Genomic DNA, 14,553 nt, shown 5'->3' on the forward strand with positions numbered 1-14,553 from the left:
GCCTCATCTCTTGCGCCGCCGGCGTGCGGTCCCGGTATCACTCCTGCCTTGCCGGTCAGGGTCTTGCAAATCCTCCGGCTTTGACAGTGTTTTCTTGATAATTTGATAAACCGCCCGGTTGCGGAGGATTATGCAGGTAGAAGAGAAATCGGAGGCCGGCATGAACAGATATCCCCGCGACATGATCGGCCATGGGCCGAAGCCCCCGGACCCGCAATGGCCGAACGGGGCGAAGATCGCCGTGCAGCTGGTGTTGAACTACGAAGAGGGCGGCGAAAGATGCCTGCTGCATGGCGATTCCGAATCCGAGGCCTTCCTGTCCGAGATCGTCGGCGCCGAGCCCTGGCCGGGCCAGCGCCACTGGAACATGGAATCGATCTATGAATACGGGGCGCGCGCCGGGTTCTGGCGCCTGCACCGGCTGCTGAAGGACCTGCCCGTCACCGTGTTCGGGGTGGCCACCGCCCTGGCCCGCAGCCCCGAGCAGGTCGCCGCCATGAAGGCCTCGGGCTGGGAGATCGCCAGCCACGGGCTGAAATGGATCGACTACCGGGATTTTTCCGAGGCCGAGGAACGCGCCCACATGGCCGAGGCCATCCGTCTGCACGAGCTGGTCGTGGGCGAGCGCCCGCGCGGCTGGTATACGGGGCGATGCTCGGTCAACACCATGCGGATCGCGGCCGAGGAGGGGGGCTTTGACTGGCTGGCCGATGCTTATGCCGACGATCTGCCATACTGGCTGCGGCTGGGCGGGCGCGACCAACTGGTGGTGCCCTATACGCTGGATGCCAACGACATGCGCTTTGCCACCGCTCAGGGCTTCAATTCGGGCGAGCAGTTCTTCGCCTATCTGCGCGACAGTTTCGATGCGCTTTATGCCGAGGGGCTGGTCGGCGCACCGAAGATGATGTCGGTGGGGCTGCATTGCCGGCTGGCTGGGCGACCGGGGCGGATCACGGCTCTGAAGCGCTTTCTGGACCATGCCCGCAGCCACGAGGGCGTGTGGTTCGCAACCCGGGCGCAGATCGCCCGGCACTGGGCGGCGGTGCATCCGCCCCGGGACCGCTTGCGGCCGTCGCAGATGGATCGCGACGCGTTCGTGGCCACCTTCGGCGGGGTGTTCGAACATTCGCCCTGGGTGGCGGAGCGGGCTTTCGAACTGGAGCTGGGGCCTGCCCATGACCGGGCGGAGGGGCTGCACAACGCGCTGGCGCGGGCCTTCCGCGCGGCGACGGAGCGCGAACGCCTTGACGTTCTTCTGGCCCATCCCGACCTGGCCGGCAAGCTGGCGCGGGCGAAGCGGCTGACCCCCGAATCCAGCGCCGAGCAGGCCTCGGCCGGGCTGGACGCGCTGACCGACGAGGAACGTGCCACCTTCACCGAGTTGAATGCCGCCTACCGCGCCCGCTTCGGCTTTCCCTTCATCATTGCCGTGCGCGACCACGACAAGGCCGGAATCCTGGCTGCGTTCCGGCGCCGGCTGGAGAACGACCGCGATACCGAGTTCGCCGAGAGCTGCGCTCAGGTAGAGCGCATCGCCCTGTTGCGCCTGCGCGAGATGCTGCCATGAGGTCGATCCGCCCCCGGCCGCTGAGCGCGGACATCTTTGCGCCTTTTGGCGACGTGCTTGAGGCCGCGGGCCCGCCCGACCGGATCATCAATCGCGGCCGTTGCGGGCGGTGGCACGACCGGGCGCGGCTGGATTTTTCCGGTGGACGGGCCGGGATCAGCCTGTTCGAGGCCCGGCCCTGCGTGCTGCCGCATGTGCTGGAGATGGTGGAGCGTCATCCGCTGGGCCCGCAGGCCTTCATTCCCATGCACCGGCGCCCCTGGCTGGTGGTCGTCGCCCCGGATCGGTGCGGTCGTCCGGGTGCGCCGGTGGCCTTCATCGCCGGGCCGGGGCAGGGGGTGAACCTGCTTCGGGGCACATGGCATGGCGTGTTGACGCCGCTGCATGCTCCGGGGCTGTTTGCGGTGGTGGACCGGATCGGTCCGGGGGAGAATCTGGAAGAGCACTGGTTCGATGAGCCCTGGACGGTGACGGCGCTTTCGGAAGGGGTGCGCGGGGAGGGCACCGAAGGCTGAATGGCGGCGGAAGTCGGGATGGCGGGGGCGCTGCCCCCTCGGCCCTGCGGGCCTCACCCCCGGAGTATTTGGAGCGAGATGAAGGGGGCGTGAAGCGCATTGCACGGCCGGTCGCGAGGGCATGCGGACATGCGGCGTCTGCGCGCTGGCGGCGGGGCCCGTTTCAGCCTTGGGGGGCGGCGGCCATCAGCCGGGCGACCTCGAGCATGCGTGCCGAGAAGCCCCATTCGTTGTCATACCAGCCGAAGACGCGGGCCTGCCGGTTGCCGATCATGCGCAGTTCGGGCCCTGCGATCACCAGCGATTCGGGGCGGGCGCGCAGATCCGAGGAAACCAGTGGCTCGTCGGTCCAGCCCAGCACGGGTGTGGTTCCGACGGCCGTGTGCAATGCGGTTGTGAAGGTGTCATGCGGCATTGGCCGGGCAAGTTGCGCCACCAGATCCACCGAGGACACGCTGGCCGTGGGCACCCGCACGGCCGCTCCGCTGATCCGGCCGGCAAGTTCGGGCAGAACGTGGTCGATCAGCTGCGTCGCGCTGGTGGTTGTCGGGACCATCGACAGGGCGCCGGCGCGCGAGCGGGCCGGGTCGCCGCGCGGGGCATCCACCATGGGCTGGCTGTTGGTATAGCAGTGGATGGTGGTCATGTGCGCCCGCTCGATCCCGGCGATACGGTCGATCACCCGCAGCAGCGGGGCCAGGGCGTTGGTGGTGCAGGAGGCGTTTGAAACGATCCTTGCCCGCCCCAGCCGTGATTCATTGGCGCCCAGCACGATGGTCACCTCGGCCGCGGGCGACGGCCCCGAGATCAGGACCTTGCCGGCCCCGGCCTCCAGACCGCGGGCGGCCACGTCCGACGTGCGTGCGATGCCCGTACACTCCAGCAGCACATCGACGCCGGAAAGGTCCACGCGGGCCAGGTCGGGCGAATGGGCGACGGGAATGGTCCGGTCCCCGACATGCAGCGCCCGGGGGCCGGTTCGCACCTCGTCCGGGAACGGGCCGAAGGTGCTGTCGTAGCGGAAGAGATAGGACAGGATGTCCAGGGGGGCGATGTCGTTGATCAGTGCCACCTCGACATCGTGGTTCTGCGGGCGGGTCAGCACCTGCCGCAGTACCGTGCGCCCGATGCGCCCGAATCCGTTGATCGCGATCTTCATGTGCGCCGTATGACAGGGAGTGCCGGCGGCCTCAACGGGTGAAAACCCGCCGCGCCGCTTCATCGCCGGAACGGGCTCAGCGGCATGTGCCGGTTGACGTCCTTGTAGAGCAGGTAGCGGAACGGTCCCGGCCCGCCGGCATAGCAGGCCTGGGGGCAGAAGGCGCGCAGCCAGATGTAGTCGCCGGCCTCGACCTCGACCCAGTCGCGGTTGAGGCGATAGACGGCCTTGCCCTGGAGAATATAGAGCCCGTGCTCCATCACATGGGTCTCGGCAAAGGGAATCACCGCGCCGGGCTGGAAGGTGACGATGGTCACATGCATGTCGTGGCGCATGTCCTCGGGGTCGACGAAGCGGGTGGTGGCCCAGCGGCCGTCGGTGCCCGGCATCGGGGTGGGTGCGATGTCGCCTTCGCTGGTGACGAAGGCATCCGGCGGGGACAGGTCGGGGGCCGGCTGCCACGCCTTGCGGATCCAGTGGAAGCGGGCGGCGGGACCGGCGCGGTTGTGCAGGGTCCAGTCGCAGCCGGGCGGCAGATAGGCGTATCCCCCCGGCTCCATCACATGCGCCTGCCCGTCGATCGTCAGGGTCACGGCGCCGTCCACCACGAACAGCACCGCCTCGGCCTGGGGGTCGCTTTCGGGGCGGTCGCTGCCGCCGCCGGGCTGCACCTCCATGATGTAGTGCGAGAACGTCTCGGCGAAACCCGACATCGGCCGCGCGATGACCCACAGCCGCGTTCCCTGCCAGTGCGGCAGGCGCGAGGTCACGATGTCCTGCATGGTGCCGCGCGGAATCACCGCGTAGCTTTCGGTGAAGACGGCCCGTCCGGTCAGAAGCTGCTCCTGCCCCGGATGTCCACCGGTCGGCGCGAAATAGGTGCGGTCGGTCATGGGATCCCTCGCTAGGCGGCGCGGCAACTATGCGGCGCGGCGGGAAGCTTCTCCAAGTGGGGGCGGGCGGATAGCAATGTTCCGAAATATTTGAAGATGGCACGCCTTTCCGGCGTGCGTTTTCGCCCTTGCCGCAGCTTCCCGTGCCCGTTATCTGTATGCGCGAGCATGCGGGAGAACCGGCCGCCGCGCCGGTGCCGAAGGAGCAACCGCCCCGGAAACTCTCAGGCCGCAGGGACCGTATGCTTGACAAGGAACTCTGGAGAGAGGCGCGCGGGACGCGCCCGCCGAAGGGATAACGATCTCAGGCGAAAGGACAGAGGGGGCATCGCATGGCGCGGGCAATGCGCCAAACATGGGATGCCGCATGATTTTTCGCAAAAGTCGTGCCGGTTGAAGGACAGGACGGGCACATGACGGATCTGCTCAGAACGCCGCTTTACGACCTCAACATCGAGCTGGGGGGCAGGATGGTGCCCTTTGCCGGCTACGAGATGCCGGTGCAGTTCGCCGGCATCATGGCCGAGCACCGGCATACCCGGGAAAGGGCGGGCCTTTTCGACGTCAGCCACATGGGGCAGGTGATCCTGTCGGGGGCGCCGATGGCCGAGATCGCCGCCGCCTTCGAGGCGCTGGTGCCCATGGACGTGCTGGGGCTGGCCGAGGGGCGCCAGCGCTACGGGCTGTTCCTGAACGAGCGCGGCGGGATCCTCGACGATCTGATGTTTTCCAACCGTGGCGATCACCTCCTTGTGGTGGTCAATGCCGCCTGCAAGCAGGCCGATCTGGCGCGGATGAAGGCGGCGCTCGAGCCGCGCGGTATCACCGTGACCCAGGTGACCGACCGTGCGCTTCTGGCGCTGCAGGGGCCGGCGGCCGAAGCGGTGCTGGCCGGGCTGAACCCGGAGGTGGCCGGGATGCGCTTCATGGACGTGCGCACGCTCGACCTGAACGGGGCCGAGTGCTGGGTGTCGCGTTCCGGCTATACCGGCGAGGACGGCTTCGAGATCTCGGTGCCCGCCGCGGCGGCCGAGGCGCTGGCGCGGGCGCTGCTGGCCCATGAGGACGTGGCGCCGATCGGGCTGGGGGCGCGCGATTCGCTGCGGCTCGAGGCGGGGCTGTGCCTTTACGGTCACGACATCGACGAGACCACCACCCCGGCCGAGGCGGCGCTGAGCTGGGCGATCCAGAAGGTGCGGCGCGCGGGCGGTGCGCGCGAGGGCGGCTTTCCCGGCGCCGATGTGGTGCTGAAACAGCTGGCCGAGGGGGCGCCCCGCAGGCGGGTGGGCCTGCGCCCCGATGGGCGCGCGCCCATGCGCGAGGGCGTCGGGCTCTTCGCCGCCGCCCAGGGGGGCGAGGCGATCGGCGCCATCACCTCGGGCGGCTTCGGGCCCACGGTTGGCGGGCCGGTGGCGATGGGGTATGTGCCCGTTGACCTCTCGGCCCCCGGCACGGAGGTTTACGGAGAGCTGCGCGGAAAGCGCCTGCCCCTGAGGGTCGAAAAGCTGCCCTTCGTGGCGGCCCGGTTCAAACGCTGAGTCCAGGAGGAAGAGGGACCATGAAATACACCGAAGAACATGAATGGCTGCGCCCCGAGGGCGAAATCGTCGTCGTCGGCATCACCGAACACGCCGCCGAGCAGCTGGGCGATGTGGTGTTCGTCGAACTGCCCGAGGCCGGCACCGAGGTCAGCAAAGACGACGAGATCGTGGTGATCGAAAGCGTCAAGGCGGCCTCGGACATCCTCGCCCCCCTGGATGGCGAGATCGTCGAGATCAACGAGGCGCTGACCGACAATCCGGGGCTGGTGAACGAGGATCCCCTGGGCGCGGGATGGTTCTTCAAGATCAAGCCCGTCAACATGTCCGATCTTGACGACTACATGGACGAGGCCGCCTACAAGGAATTCATCGGCTGACCGGGCCGCCCGCCGCGCGCGGCCCGGGATGGGCGGCGAAGGCGGGCCGGGCCGGAAGCGAGAGGAAGGCGGTCCCGCATGGGATCGCCCGTGCCAGGAGTGAACCGGGATGACGTTCAAGCCCACCGATTACCTGCCTTATGATTTTGCCAATCGCCGCCATATCGGGCCCAGCCCGGCCGAGATGGAAGAGATGCTGCGGGTCGTGGGGGCCGACAGCCTCGACGACCTGATCGACCAGACCATTCCCGCCTCGATCCGCCAGGCCGAGCCGCTGGATTTCGGCAAGCCGAAGTCCGAGCGCGAGCTGCTGTATCACATGCGTCGGGTGGCGGCGAAGAACAAGGTTCTGACATCGCTGATCGGACAGGGCTATTACGGCACGGTGACGCCGCCGGCGATTCAGCGCAACATCCTAGAAAACCCGGCCTGGTACACCGCCTACACGCCCTATCAGCCCGAGATCAGCCAGGGCCGGCTGGAGGCGCTTCTGAACTTCCAGACCATGGTGAGCGACCTCACCGGGCTCGAGATCGCCAATGCCTCGCTTCTGGACGAAGCCACCGCCTGCGCCGAGGCGATGACCATGGCCCGGCGCATCTCGAAATCGAAGGCAAGGGCCTTCTTCGTGGACGAGAACTGCCATCCGCAGAACATCGCGGTGATCGAAACCCGCGCCCGGCCGCTGGGGATCGAGGTGATCGTCGGTGCTCCTGAGGATCTGGAGCCCGAGAATGTGTTCGGCGCCATCTTCCAGTACCCGGGCACCTACGGCCACCTGCGCGACTTCACCGATCCGATCGCGGCGCTGCACGCGGCAAGGGCGGTGGGCATCGTAGTGGCCGACCCGCTGGCGCTGTGCCTGCTGAAGGAACCCGGTGCCATGGGCGCCGACATCGCCGTGGGCTCGACCCAGCGGTTCGGCGTTCCGGTGGGCTATGGCGGCCCGCACGCCGCCTACATGGCTGCCCACAAGGATCATGTCCGCGCCATGCCGGGGCGCATCGTCGGTGTGAGCGTGGATTCCCACGGCAACCGCGCATACCGGCTGGCGCTGCAGACCCGCGAACAGCATATCCGGCGCGAAAAGGCCACTTCGAACGTGTGCACCGCCCAGGCGCTGCTGGCGGTGATGGCCTCCTTCTATGCGGTGTTCCACGGCCCCGAGGGGCTCAAGGCCATCGCCCAGCGCATCCATCGCAAGACCGTGCGCCTCGTCCGCGTGCTCGAGGCCGCGGGCTTCGAGGTGGAGCCGAAGGAATTCTTCGATACCGTCACGGTCGAAGTGGGCCTGCTGCAGCGCGGCGTGCTGCAGGCAGCGGTGCGCGAGGGCATCAACCTGCGCCGCGTGGGCGACACCAAGGTGGGCATTTCCCTGGACGAGCGCACCCGCCCGGCAACGATCGAGGCCGTCTGGCGCGCCTTCGGGATCGTGCTGAAGGACGAGGATCTGACCCCCGAATACCGCCTGCCCGAGGGGCTCATCCGCCAGTCGAGCTATCTCGATCACCCGGTTTTCCACATGAACCGCGCCGAGACCGAGATGGTGCGCTACATGCGCCGGCTGGCCGACCGGGATCTGGCGCTGGATCGGGCCATGATCCCGCTGGGCTCGTGCACGATGAAGCTGAATTCGGCGGCCGAGATGATGCCGCTCTCCTGGGGCGAGTTTTCGCTCATCCATCCCTTCGCGCCCCCCGAGCAGGCCGAAGGCTATGCCGAGCTGATCGCCGACCTGTCCGACAAGCTGTGCCGGATCACCGGCTATGACGGCATGTCGATGCAGCCCAATTCCGGCGCCCAGGGGGAATATGCCGGGCTGCTGACCATCCAGGCCTGGCACCGCGCCCGCGGCGAGGGGCATCGCAACATCTGTCTCATCCCCATGAGCGCGCATGGCACCAACCCCGCCAGCGCCCAGATGGCGGGCATGAAGGTGGTGCCGGTGAAGACGGCCGAGAATGGCGATATCGACGTCGAGGATTTCCGCGCCAAGGCCGAGAAGCACGCCGACAACCTGGCTGCCTGCATGATCACCTATCCCAGCACCCACGGCGTGTTCGAGGAGACGGTGAAGGAGATCTGCGACATCACCCACCGCCATGGCGGGCAGGTCTATATCGACGGGGCCAATCTGAACGCCATGGTCGGGCTGGCCCGGCCGGGTGACCTGGGCGGCGATGTGAGCCACCTGAACCTGCACAAGACCTTTGCCATCCCCCATGGCGGCGGCGGCCCCGGCATGGGGCCGATCGGGGTCAAGGCGCATCTCATTCCCTACCTGCCGGGGCATCCCTTCACCGGCGGGCAGGAAGGGCCGGTCTCGGCTGCGCCGTATGGTTCACCCTCGATCCTGCCGGTCAGTTGGGCCTATATCCTGCTGATGGGGGGCGAGGGGCTGACCCAGGCCAGCCGCGTGGCGATCCTGAGCGCCAACTACATCGCCAGCCGCCTGCAGGGCGCCTACGAGATCCTCTATCGCGGCAAGAACGGGCGGGTGGCCCATGAATGCATCATCGACACCCGACCCTTTGCCGAGAGCGCCGGTGTCACCGTGGACGACATCGCCAAGCGGCTGATGGATTGCGGTTTCCACGCCCCGACCATGAGCTGGCCGGTGGCCGGCACGCTGATGATCGAGCCCACCGAAAGCGAAACCAAGGCCGAGCTGGACCGTTTCTGCGACGCGATGCTGGCCATCCGCGAGGAAATCCGTGCCATCGAGGAGGGCCGGATCGATCCCGAGAACAACCCGCTCAAGAACGCCCCGCACACGATGGAGGATCTGGTGCGCGACTGGGACCGCCCCTACTCGCGCGAGCAGGGCTGTTTCCCGCCCGGCGCCTTCCGCGTGGACAAGTACTGGCCGCCGGTGGGCCGGGTGGACAATGTCTGGGGCGACCGGCACCTGGTCTGTTCCTGCCCACCGATGAATGCCTATTCCGAAACCGGCTGAGCGCCGTCTGGACGACCCGCCGGTTGCCGGGCTTTCCGTGCCTGCCCGGTATCCGGCGGGTTTATTTCTGAAAATTCCCGTGCTAGCCTCGGGTCAAGACATGACAACACCAGCCGGATGAACCGGCGATACGAGGCAGACAGAGGCGTGATCGTGCAGGTTCCATTGGCAGGGCCGGCAACCCGTGCGGGGATTTCCCTGCTGGTTGCCTTGTGGGTATGGGTGCTGACGCCGGTCGTGGTGTTCGCCGCGCCATATGCGGCCATGGTCATGGATGCGCGCACCGGTCAGGTCCTGTATTCGCGAAATGCCGATGCGCGTCTGAACCCGGCCTCTCTGACCAAGATGATGACGCTCTACATCGCCTTTGAGGCGATCCGTAACGGTGAAATCACGCTCGATACCCAGGTACGGATTTCACGCAACGCGGCGTCCGAGCCTCCATCCAGGCTGGGCCTCAAGGCCGGCCAGAAGATCGCCCTTCGCTATCTGATCCGGGCCGCGGCGGTGAAATCGGCCAATGATGCCGCGACCGCCATCGGCGAGGCCATCTCGGGCAGCGAGGCAGCCTTCGCGCGGCGCATGAACCGCACGGCAAAGGCGCTGGGCATGACCCGGACCACCTTTCGCAACGCCAACGGCCTGACCGAGCGCGGGCACCTTTCGACGGCGCGCGACATGACCGTGCTGGGGCGGCACCTGCTTTACGACTACCCTCAGTACTACAACCTGTTTTCGCGCCGCTCGACCAATGCCGGGGTGCGGGTGGTCCGCAACACCAACCGCAAGTTTCTGGACTCCTATCGCGGGGCGGACGGGATCAAGACCGGCTATACGCGGGCGGCGGGCTTCAACCTGGTGGCCTCGGCAAAGCGGGGGGAAAAGCGGATCATCGCAACCGTGTTCGGCGGCAAGTCGAGCGCGTCGCGCAATGCCAAGGTCGCCGAACTGCTCGACCTCGGTTTCCGCCGGGCTCCGGCGCGCGCGCCGTTGCGCAAGCCGCCCCTGCCCGACTACAAGGGCGGGCCGGGCGTCGCGCCGAACCCGACCGGCCCCAAGACCATCGTCGTTGCAGGAGCCGTGCGCGAGAGCCTTCGCCCCCGGGCCCGGCCCGAGGCCCCGGTGGTTGTGGCCGAAGCGGTGGCCAAGGCGGTGGCCGAGGACAAGGCCAAGATCCGCGCCGGCGTGGCCGAGGCGGTGGTGGCCGCCCGCATTCCCATGGATGACGGGTCGGGCCGCGAAATCATCTTGCGCCCCCAGGCCCGCCCCGGCGAGGTGAAACTGGCTCTGACCAGCAGCAAGCCCGACGCCCCCGAGCGCGAGATCGTCACCCGCCTGTCCACCTCGGGCGGGTTCTTCTGGGGCATCAATGTCGGACGCTACAAGACCCGGTTCGAGGCCGAGAAGGTTCTTCTGAGGACCGCTCTGGCCGAGATGGCGACGCTGGACGGAGCCCTGCGCAAGGTGGTTCAGAGCCGGCGCGGCTTCGACGCGAATTTCGTCGGCATGACCCGCGAACAGGCCGACCTGGCCTGCCGCCGTCTGCAGGCGCGCAACGTCACCTGCTTCACGATCGGTCCGTCCTGACGGAGCCGCCCCCCCGGTTTTTCTTCACCAGCGAAAGGATCTCGTCCACGATCGCGGCCACCGGGCGGTCCGAACGCAGCCGGTGCCAATCGATGGGGCCGGGGTCGCGGGCAAGCTGGCGGTCAAGCACCTCGACGGTGGCGTCCGACGGTCCGCCCCGGCGTTGCCGGACGCGCGCGCGCAGGGCCGTTTCATCGGCTTCCAGCCAGACGGCCAGGGGGCGTGCGCGCCCGGTGTCGCGGAGGGCGGCCTCGATCCCGCGGCGCCGGTCGGGTCGGTCGAAGACCGCATCGACCACGACGCTGCCGCCTGCCTTCACGACCGCGGCGGCGCGTCTGGACAGCGCGCGATAGACCCGTTCGGACACCTCCGGCGCGTAGGCGGTCGCAGGAAGGCGCGTATCGGCCGGCACGCCGAACAGCGCCTTGCGGGTGCGGTCGCTTTCGATGATGCGCGCACCGGGCGGCGGACCCAGATGTGCCGAGAGTGCCTCGGCAATCGTGGTCTTGCCGGTGCCGCTGAACCCGCCGATTATGACGGCAACGGGTTCGGCCACCGCTGGGGCGGGGCGCAGCAGCTGCCGGGCCAGGTCGAAATACTGCCGCGCCGTGGCCGCCAGGTGTACCCGCGCGCCGGCCCCGGCCATCTCGGCCTGGGTGGCGGTGACATGGGCCCGCACCGCAGCCCGCAGGGCCATGAAGAAGGGGAGCAGCACGAACCCCTCGTCCTCGCCGGTCTCGTCGCAATAGCGGTTGGCGGCCAGATTGGCCAGCGGCGCCAGGCCGCGATGCCACAGGTCCATCAGCAGGAAGGCCAGGTCGTAAAGCACATCGATGGTGGCGATGCGGTCGTTGAACTCGATGCAGTCGAAGGGCGTGGGCCGGCCCCGGAACATGCAGATATTGCCCAGGTGCAAATCGCCATGACAGCGCCGGACGAAGCCCTGCGCCTCGCGCTGGTTCAGCATGTTCGCGTGGCGGGTCAGCGCATCGTGAAAGGCGCTGTCCAGCGCCTCGACCTCGGCAGGCTCGAAAACCGAGCTGGTGGCAAAGCCCGCGCGGTTGATCTTCAGAACCGCGGCGATGTTGGCCGCACCGGATTCGCCGTGCACGACCGCGGCGCCGGCGTGCCAGCGGGCGGTGGCATGGGCGATGGCCTCGATCATGTCGGCGTTCAGCCCGCCACGATCGGCGATGGAGCTGAGAAGGGCATCGGGTTCGAAACGGGCCATCTCGACCACCGCCTCGACCAGCGCGCCGGGGCCGTCGAATTCCAGCCCCCCGCCGGGGGTGCGGGTGATCCGCCGCACGCCAAGGTAGAGGCCGGGCGCATGCGGCGCGTTCAGCGCAAATTCCCGTTCGCAGTTCTCAAGCCGAAGCGCGAGGGTCGAGAAATCCGCATAGGGCAGGCGCCGGGCGCGCTTCATCTTCAAGGCCCTCTCACCGGCGAGGAGGACCCATGACAGATGGGTTTCGATCACCTCCACGGGGGTGTCGATCCCGTGGGTTGCCGGATCGGAGAGGAAGGCGAAAACCTCGCTCTGGTCGGTATCGCGCGCCATCAGGTCCTCTCATGGCCCGAAGGCCGACTGCAGCCCGGGCCGGCGGTCACGGCTTGGGGTGGTCGTCCCACTGGCCGGACAGGATCCGGCGGCTGTCGCCTTCGGGGTCGTCATACTGGTTGGATCTGACCGTGTAGAAAAAGGCCAGCAGGCCGACACCGCCCAGAAACAGCGAAACCGGGATGAGGATGATCAGTACTTCCATGGGGTCACCTTACCCGCAGGGCGTTCAGGGATACCGTAATCGACGATGCCGACATCGCCAATGCGGCAATCAGCGGCGTGGCCAAGCCCGCCACCGCCAGCGGGACGGCGATCACGTTGTAGATGGTGGCGATCTGGAAATTCTCGCGGATGCGTTTCGTGGCGCTGCGGGCGGTGGCGCAGGCATCGGCGATGGGCGACAGATCCGTGCCCAGCAGAACGATGTCCGAGGCAACGCGCGCCGCATCCAGCGCCGTTGCGGGCGAAATCGACACATGCGCCGCCGCCAGCGCCGCGGTGTCGTTCAGGCCGTCTCCGACCATCAGGACCTTGTGACCCTTTTCGGTCAGGCTTTGTACCCTTGCGGCCTTGTCCTCGGGCCGCGCCTCGGCCACCCATTTGCCGATTCCCACCTGCCGGGCCAGGTTTTCTACCGCCGGTGCCACGTCACCCGAGATCAGCAATACCTCCTTGCCCGCCTCGCGCAGGGCGCGCACGGCTTCGGCCGCGCCGGGGCGCAGCCTGTCGGTGAAGGCAAAGGGGATCGGCGTGCGGTCGCCGATGGCCAGCCAGGCGGTCGTCTGCGTCCCCTGAGCCGCGCCGACCCAGTCCGCGCGGCCCAGCCGGACCCTTTGCCCCCGGTATTGCCCTTCGGTCCCGAAGCCCGGCACTTCGGTCACCTCGGTGACGGCGGCGGGCTGGACTCCGGCCTCGCGCGCGGCGGCGGCAATCGCGCGCGAAAGCGGGTGCGAAGAAGCCTGCGCCAGGGCCAGTGCGATTTCCACGTCGGTGCGGGCGTGATCTTCAAGATTGACCGGCCGCAGCTCTCCGGTGGTCAGCGTTCCGGTCTTGTCGAAAACCACCGTATCGATCTGGGCGAGACGTTCGAGCGCAGTGGCGTTCTTGATCAGCAGCCCCTTGCGGAACAGCCGCCCCGAGGCTGCGGTCGTCACCGCCGGCACCGCCAGCCCCAGCGCGCAGGGGCAGGTGATGATGAGCACCGCCGCCGCGATGTTGAGCGCCGTGCGCATGTCCCATGTCCACAGATACCAGCCGGCGAAGGCCAGCGCCGACAGGATGTGCACGCCCGGCGCGTAGAGCTTGGCCGCCTGATCGGCCAGCGAGGTGTAGCGCGAGCGCCCCGATTCGGCGATGGCCACCAGATCGGCCATGCGATGCAGCGAGGTGTCCTCGCCCACGGCCGTGGCCCGGATCACCAGCGGGCCGGTGAGGTTCACTTCTCCCGCGCTGACCTGCTGGCCCGGTTCGGCAACGACGGGCAGGGTTTCGCCGGTCAGCAGCGAACGGTCGAGTTCGGAGCGGCCCTCGATAATCTCGCCATCCACCGGCATGCGCGCGCCGGGGCGGATGCGGATGCGGTCGCCGACCTTCAGTTCGGCGACGGCGACCTCTTCTTCTCCGCCGTCATCGCGGATGCGGATCGCGCGGGGCACCTCAAGCGCCGCCAGTTCCTCGGCGGCCGAGCGGGCGATGGCGCGGGTGCGATGATCCAGGTAGCGCCCGGCCAGCAGGAAGAAGGTCAGCGCCAGCGCCGCGTCGAAATAGGCGTGTTCGCCCGACAGCGACGTCTCCCACAGCGAGGTGACCAGCGCCAGCAGGATCGCCAGCGAGATGGGCACGTCCATGTTGAGCCGCCGGGTCGAGAGCGCCCCCCAGGCGTTGCGAAAGAAGGGCTGGGCGCTGAAGGCGATGGCCGGCAGGGCGATGGCCGCCGAAATCCAGTGGAACAGGTCGCGGGTGGTGCCCTCGGCGCCGGACCAGACCGAAACCGACAGCAGCATGACATTCATCATCGCGAAACCGGCCACCGCAAGGCGCATCAGGAGCTCGCGCCCGGCCCGGTCGCTTGCCGTCGAGGACAGAACCCCGGGGTCCAGCTCATGCGCCTCATAGCCGAGCTTCTCCAGCGCGGGGATCAGGTCGGCCGCACGAATATCGGGATCGGCCTCGATCATCGCGCGCTTCAGGGTCAGGTTGACGCGCGCCTCATGCACGCCCGGATGGGCGTTCAGCACGCTTTCGACATCGACAATGCAGGTCTGGCAGTGAATCGTCGGCAGTGAAAGCGCGATCCGGGCATCGGGCAGAGCCGCGTCCGCCGCCTCTGCCGGAGCGGCAAGGCAGCCGGGGCAGGCGGCTGCGGTCGGCGGGCGAAGCTCGGCCGTCATG

At 68.1% G+C, this 14,553-nt stretch carries 11 protein-coding genes and 1 riboswitch; of the genes, 6 read left to right on the forward strand and 5 right to left on the reverse strand.

All coding sequences use genetic code 11. The features are described from left to right. Positions 1–160 precede the first annotated feature (160 nt). Positions 161–1,570, forward strand: coding sequence for an allantoinase PuuE (puuE, locus tag ACZ5CM_RS02305; protein ID WP_464640901.1), 1,410 nt, complete (start codon positions 161–163; stop codon positions 1,568–1,570). Then, positions 1,567–2,085 carry an ureidoglycolate lyase gene (locus ACZ5CM_RS02310; RefSeq protein WP_464640903.1) on the forward strand — a complete coding sequence of 173 codons (519 nt, stop codon included), beginning with the start codon at positions 1,567–1,569 and terminating at the stop codon, positions 2,083–2,085. Before puuE ends, ACZ5CM_RS02310 begins: the two co-directional genes overlap by 4 nt. 163 nt (positions 2,086–2,248) lie before the next feature. Here ACZ5CM_RS02310 and ACZ5CM_RS02315 read toward each other — a convergent pair whose 3' ends face one another. Both ACZ5CM_RS02315 and ACZ5CM_RS02320 read right to left on the reverse strand, forming a co-directional pair. Beyond that, positions 2,249–3,244 (reverse strand): type I glyceraldehyde-3-phosphate dehydrogenase, encoded by a 996-nt coding sequence (locus tag ACZ5CM_RS02315; RefSeq protein WP_464640905.1) that lies wholly within the window; start codon positions 3,242–3,244, stop codon positions 2,249–2,251. A gap of 59 nt (positions 3,245–3,303) precedes the next feature. Beyond that, on the reverse strand, positions 3,304–4,137 hold the full coding sequence (locus tag ACZ5CM_RS02320; RefSeq protein WP_464640907.1) for a bifunctional allantoicase/(S)-ureidoglycine aminohydrolase: 834 nt from the start codon (positions 4,135–4,137) through the stop codon (positions 3,304–3,306). A gap of 161 nt (positions 4,138–4,298) precedes the next feature. Beyond that, a riboswitch (glycine riboswitch) is annotated at positions 4,299–4,388 on the forward strand. A gap of 162 nt (positions 4,389–4,550) precedes the next feature. Here ACZ5CM_RS02320 and gcvT point away from each other — a divergent pair. The 4 genes from gcvT (at position 4,551) to ACZ5CM_RS02340 (ending at position 10,598) form a co-directional block, all read left to right on the forward strand. Further along, a complete protein-coding gene (gcvT, locus tag ACZ5CM_RS02325; protein WP_464640909.1) occupies positions 4,551–5,675 on the forward strand; it encodes a glycine cleavage system aminomethyltransferase GcvT in 1,125 nt (374 codons plus the stop codon). Between the two features lie 20 nt (positions 5,676–5,695). Beyond that, positions 5,696–6,055, forward strand: a complete 360-nt coding sequence (gene gcvH, locus ACZ5CM_RS02330; protein WP_464640911.1) for a glycine cleavage system protein GcvH — start codon at positions 5,696–5,698, stop codon at positions 6,053–6,055. A gap of 109 nt (positions 6,056–6,164) precedes the next feature. Continuing rightward, complete coding sequence (gcvP, locus tag ACZ5CM_RS02335) at positions 6,165–9,011, forward strand: aminomethyl-transferring glycine dehydrogenase (protein ID WP_464640913.1); 2,847 nt, start codon at positions 6,165–6,167, stop codon at positions 9,009–9,011. Positions 9,012–9,128: 117 nt separating this feature from the next. Next, positions 9,129–10,598 carry a D-alanyl-D-alanine carboxypeptidase family protein gene (locus ACZ5CM_RS02340; protein WP_464640915.1) on the forward strand — a complete coding sequence of 490 codons (1,470 nt, stop codon included), beginning with the start codon at positions 9,129–9,131 and terminating at the stop codon, positions 10,596–10,598. Here ACZ5CM_RS02340 and ACZ5CM_RS02345 read toward each other — a convergent pair. From ACZ5CM_RS02345 to ACZ5CM_RS02355, 3 genes are read right to left on the reverse strand one after another with little or no spacing between them, the layout of a single operon-like run. Continuing rightward, positions 10,579–12,159, reverse strand: a complete 1,581-nt coding sequence (locus ACZ5CM_RS02345; RefSeq protein WP_464640916.1) for a bifunctional aminoglycoside phosphotransferase/ATP-binding protein — start codon at positions 12,157–12,159, stop codon at positions 10,579–10,581. The genes ACZ5CM_RS02340 and ACZ5CM_RS02345 overlap by 20 nt on opposite strands. 46 nt (positions 12,160–12,205) lie before the next feature. Then, a complete protein-coding gene (gene ccoS / locus ACZ5CM_RS02350; RefSeq protein ID WP_464640918.1) occupies positions 12,206–12,364 on the reverse strand; it encodes a cbb3-type cytochrome oxidase assembly protein CcoS in 159 nt (52 codons plus the stop codon). Positions 12,365–12,368: 4 nt separating this feature from the next. Beyond that, the gene (locus ACZ5CM_RS02355) at positions 12,369–14,552 is read right to left on the reverse strand and encodes a cation-translocating P-type ATPase (protein WP_464640920.1); all 2,184 of its coding nucleotides are present in this window, start codon (positions 14,550–14,552) and stop codon (positions 12,369–12,371) included. Between the last annotated feature and the right edge of the window lies 1 nt (position 14,553).

The organism is Piezobacter thermophilus (assembly GCF_055386745.1).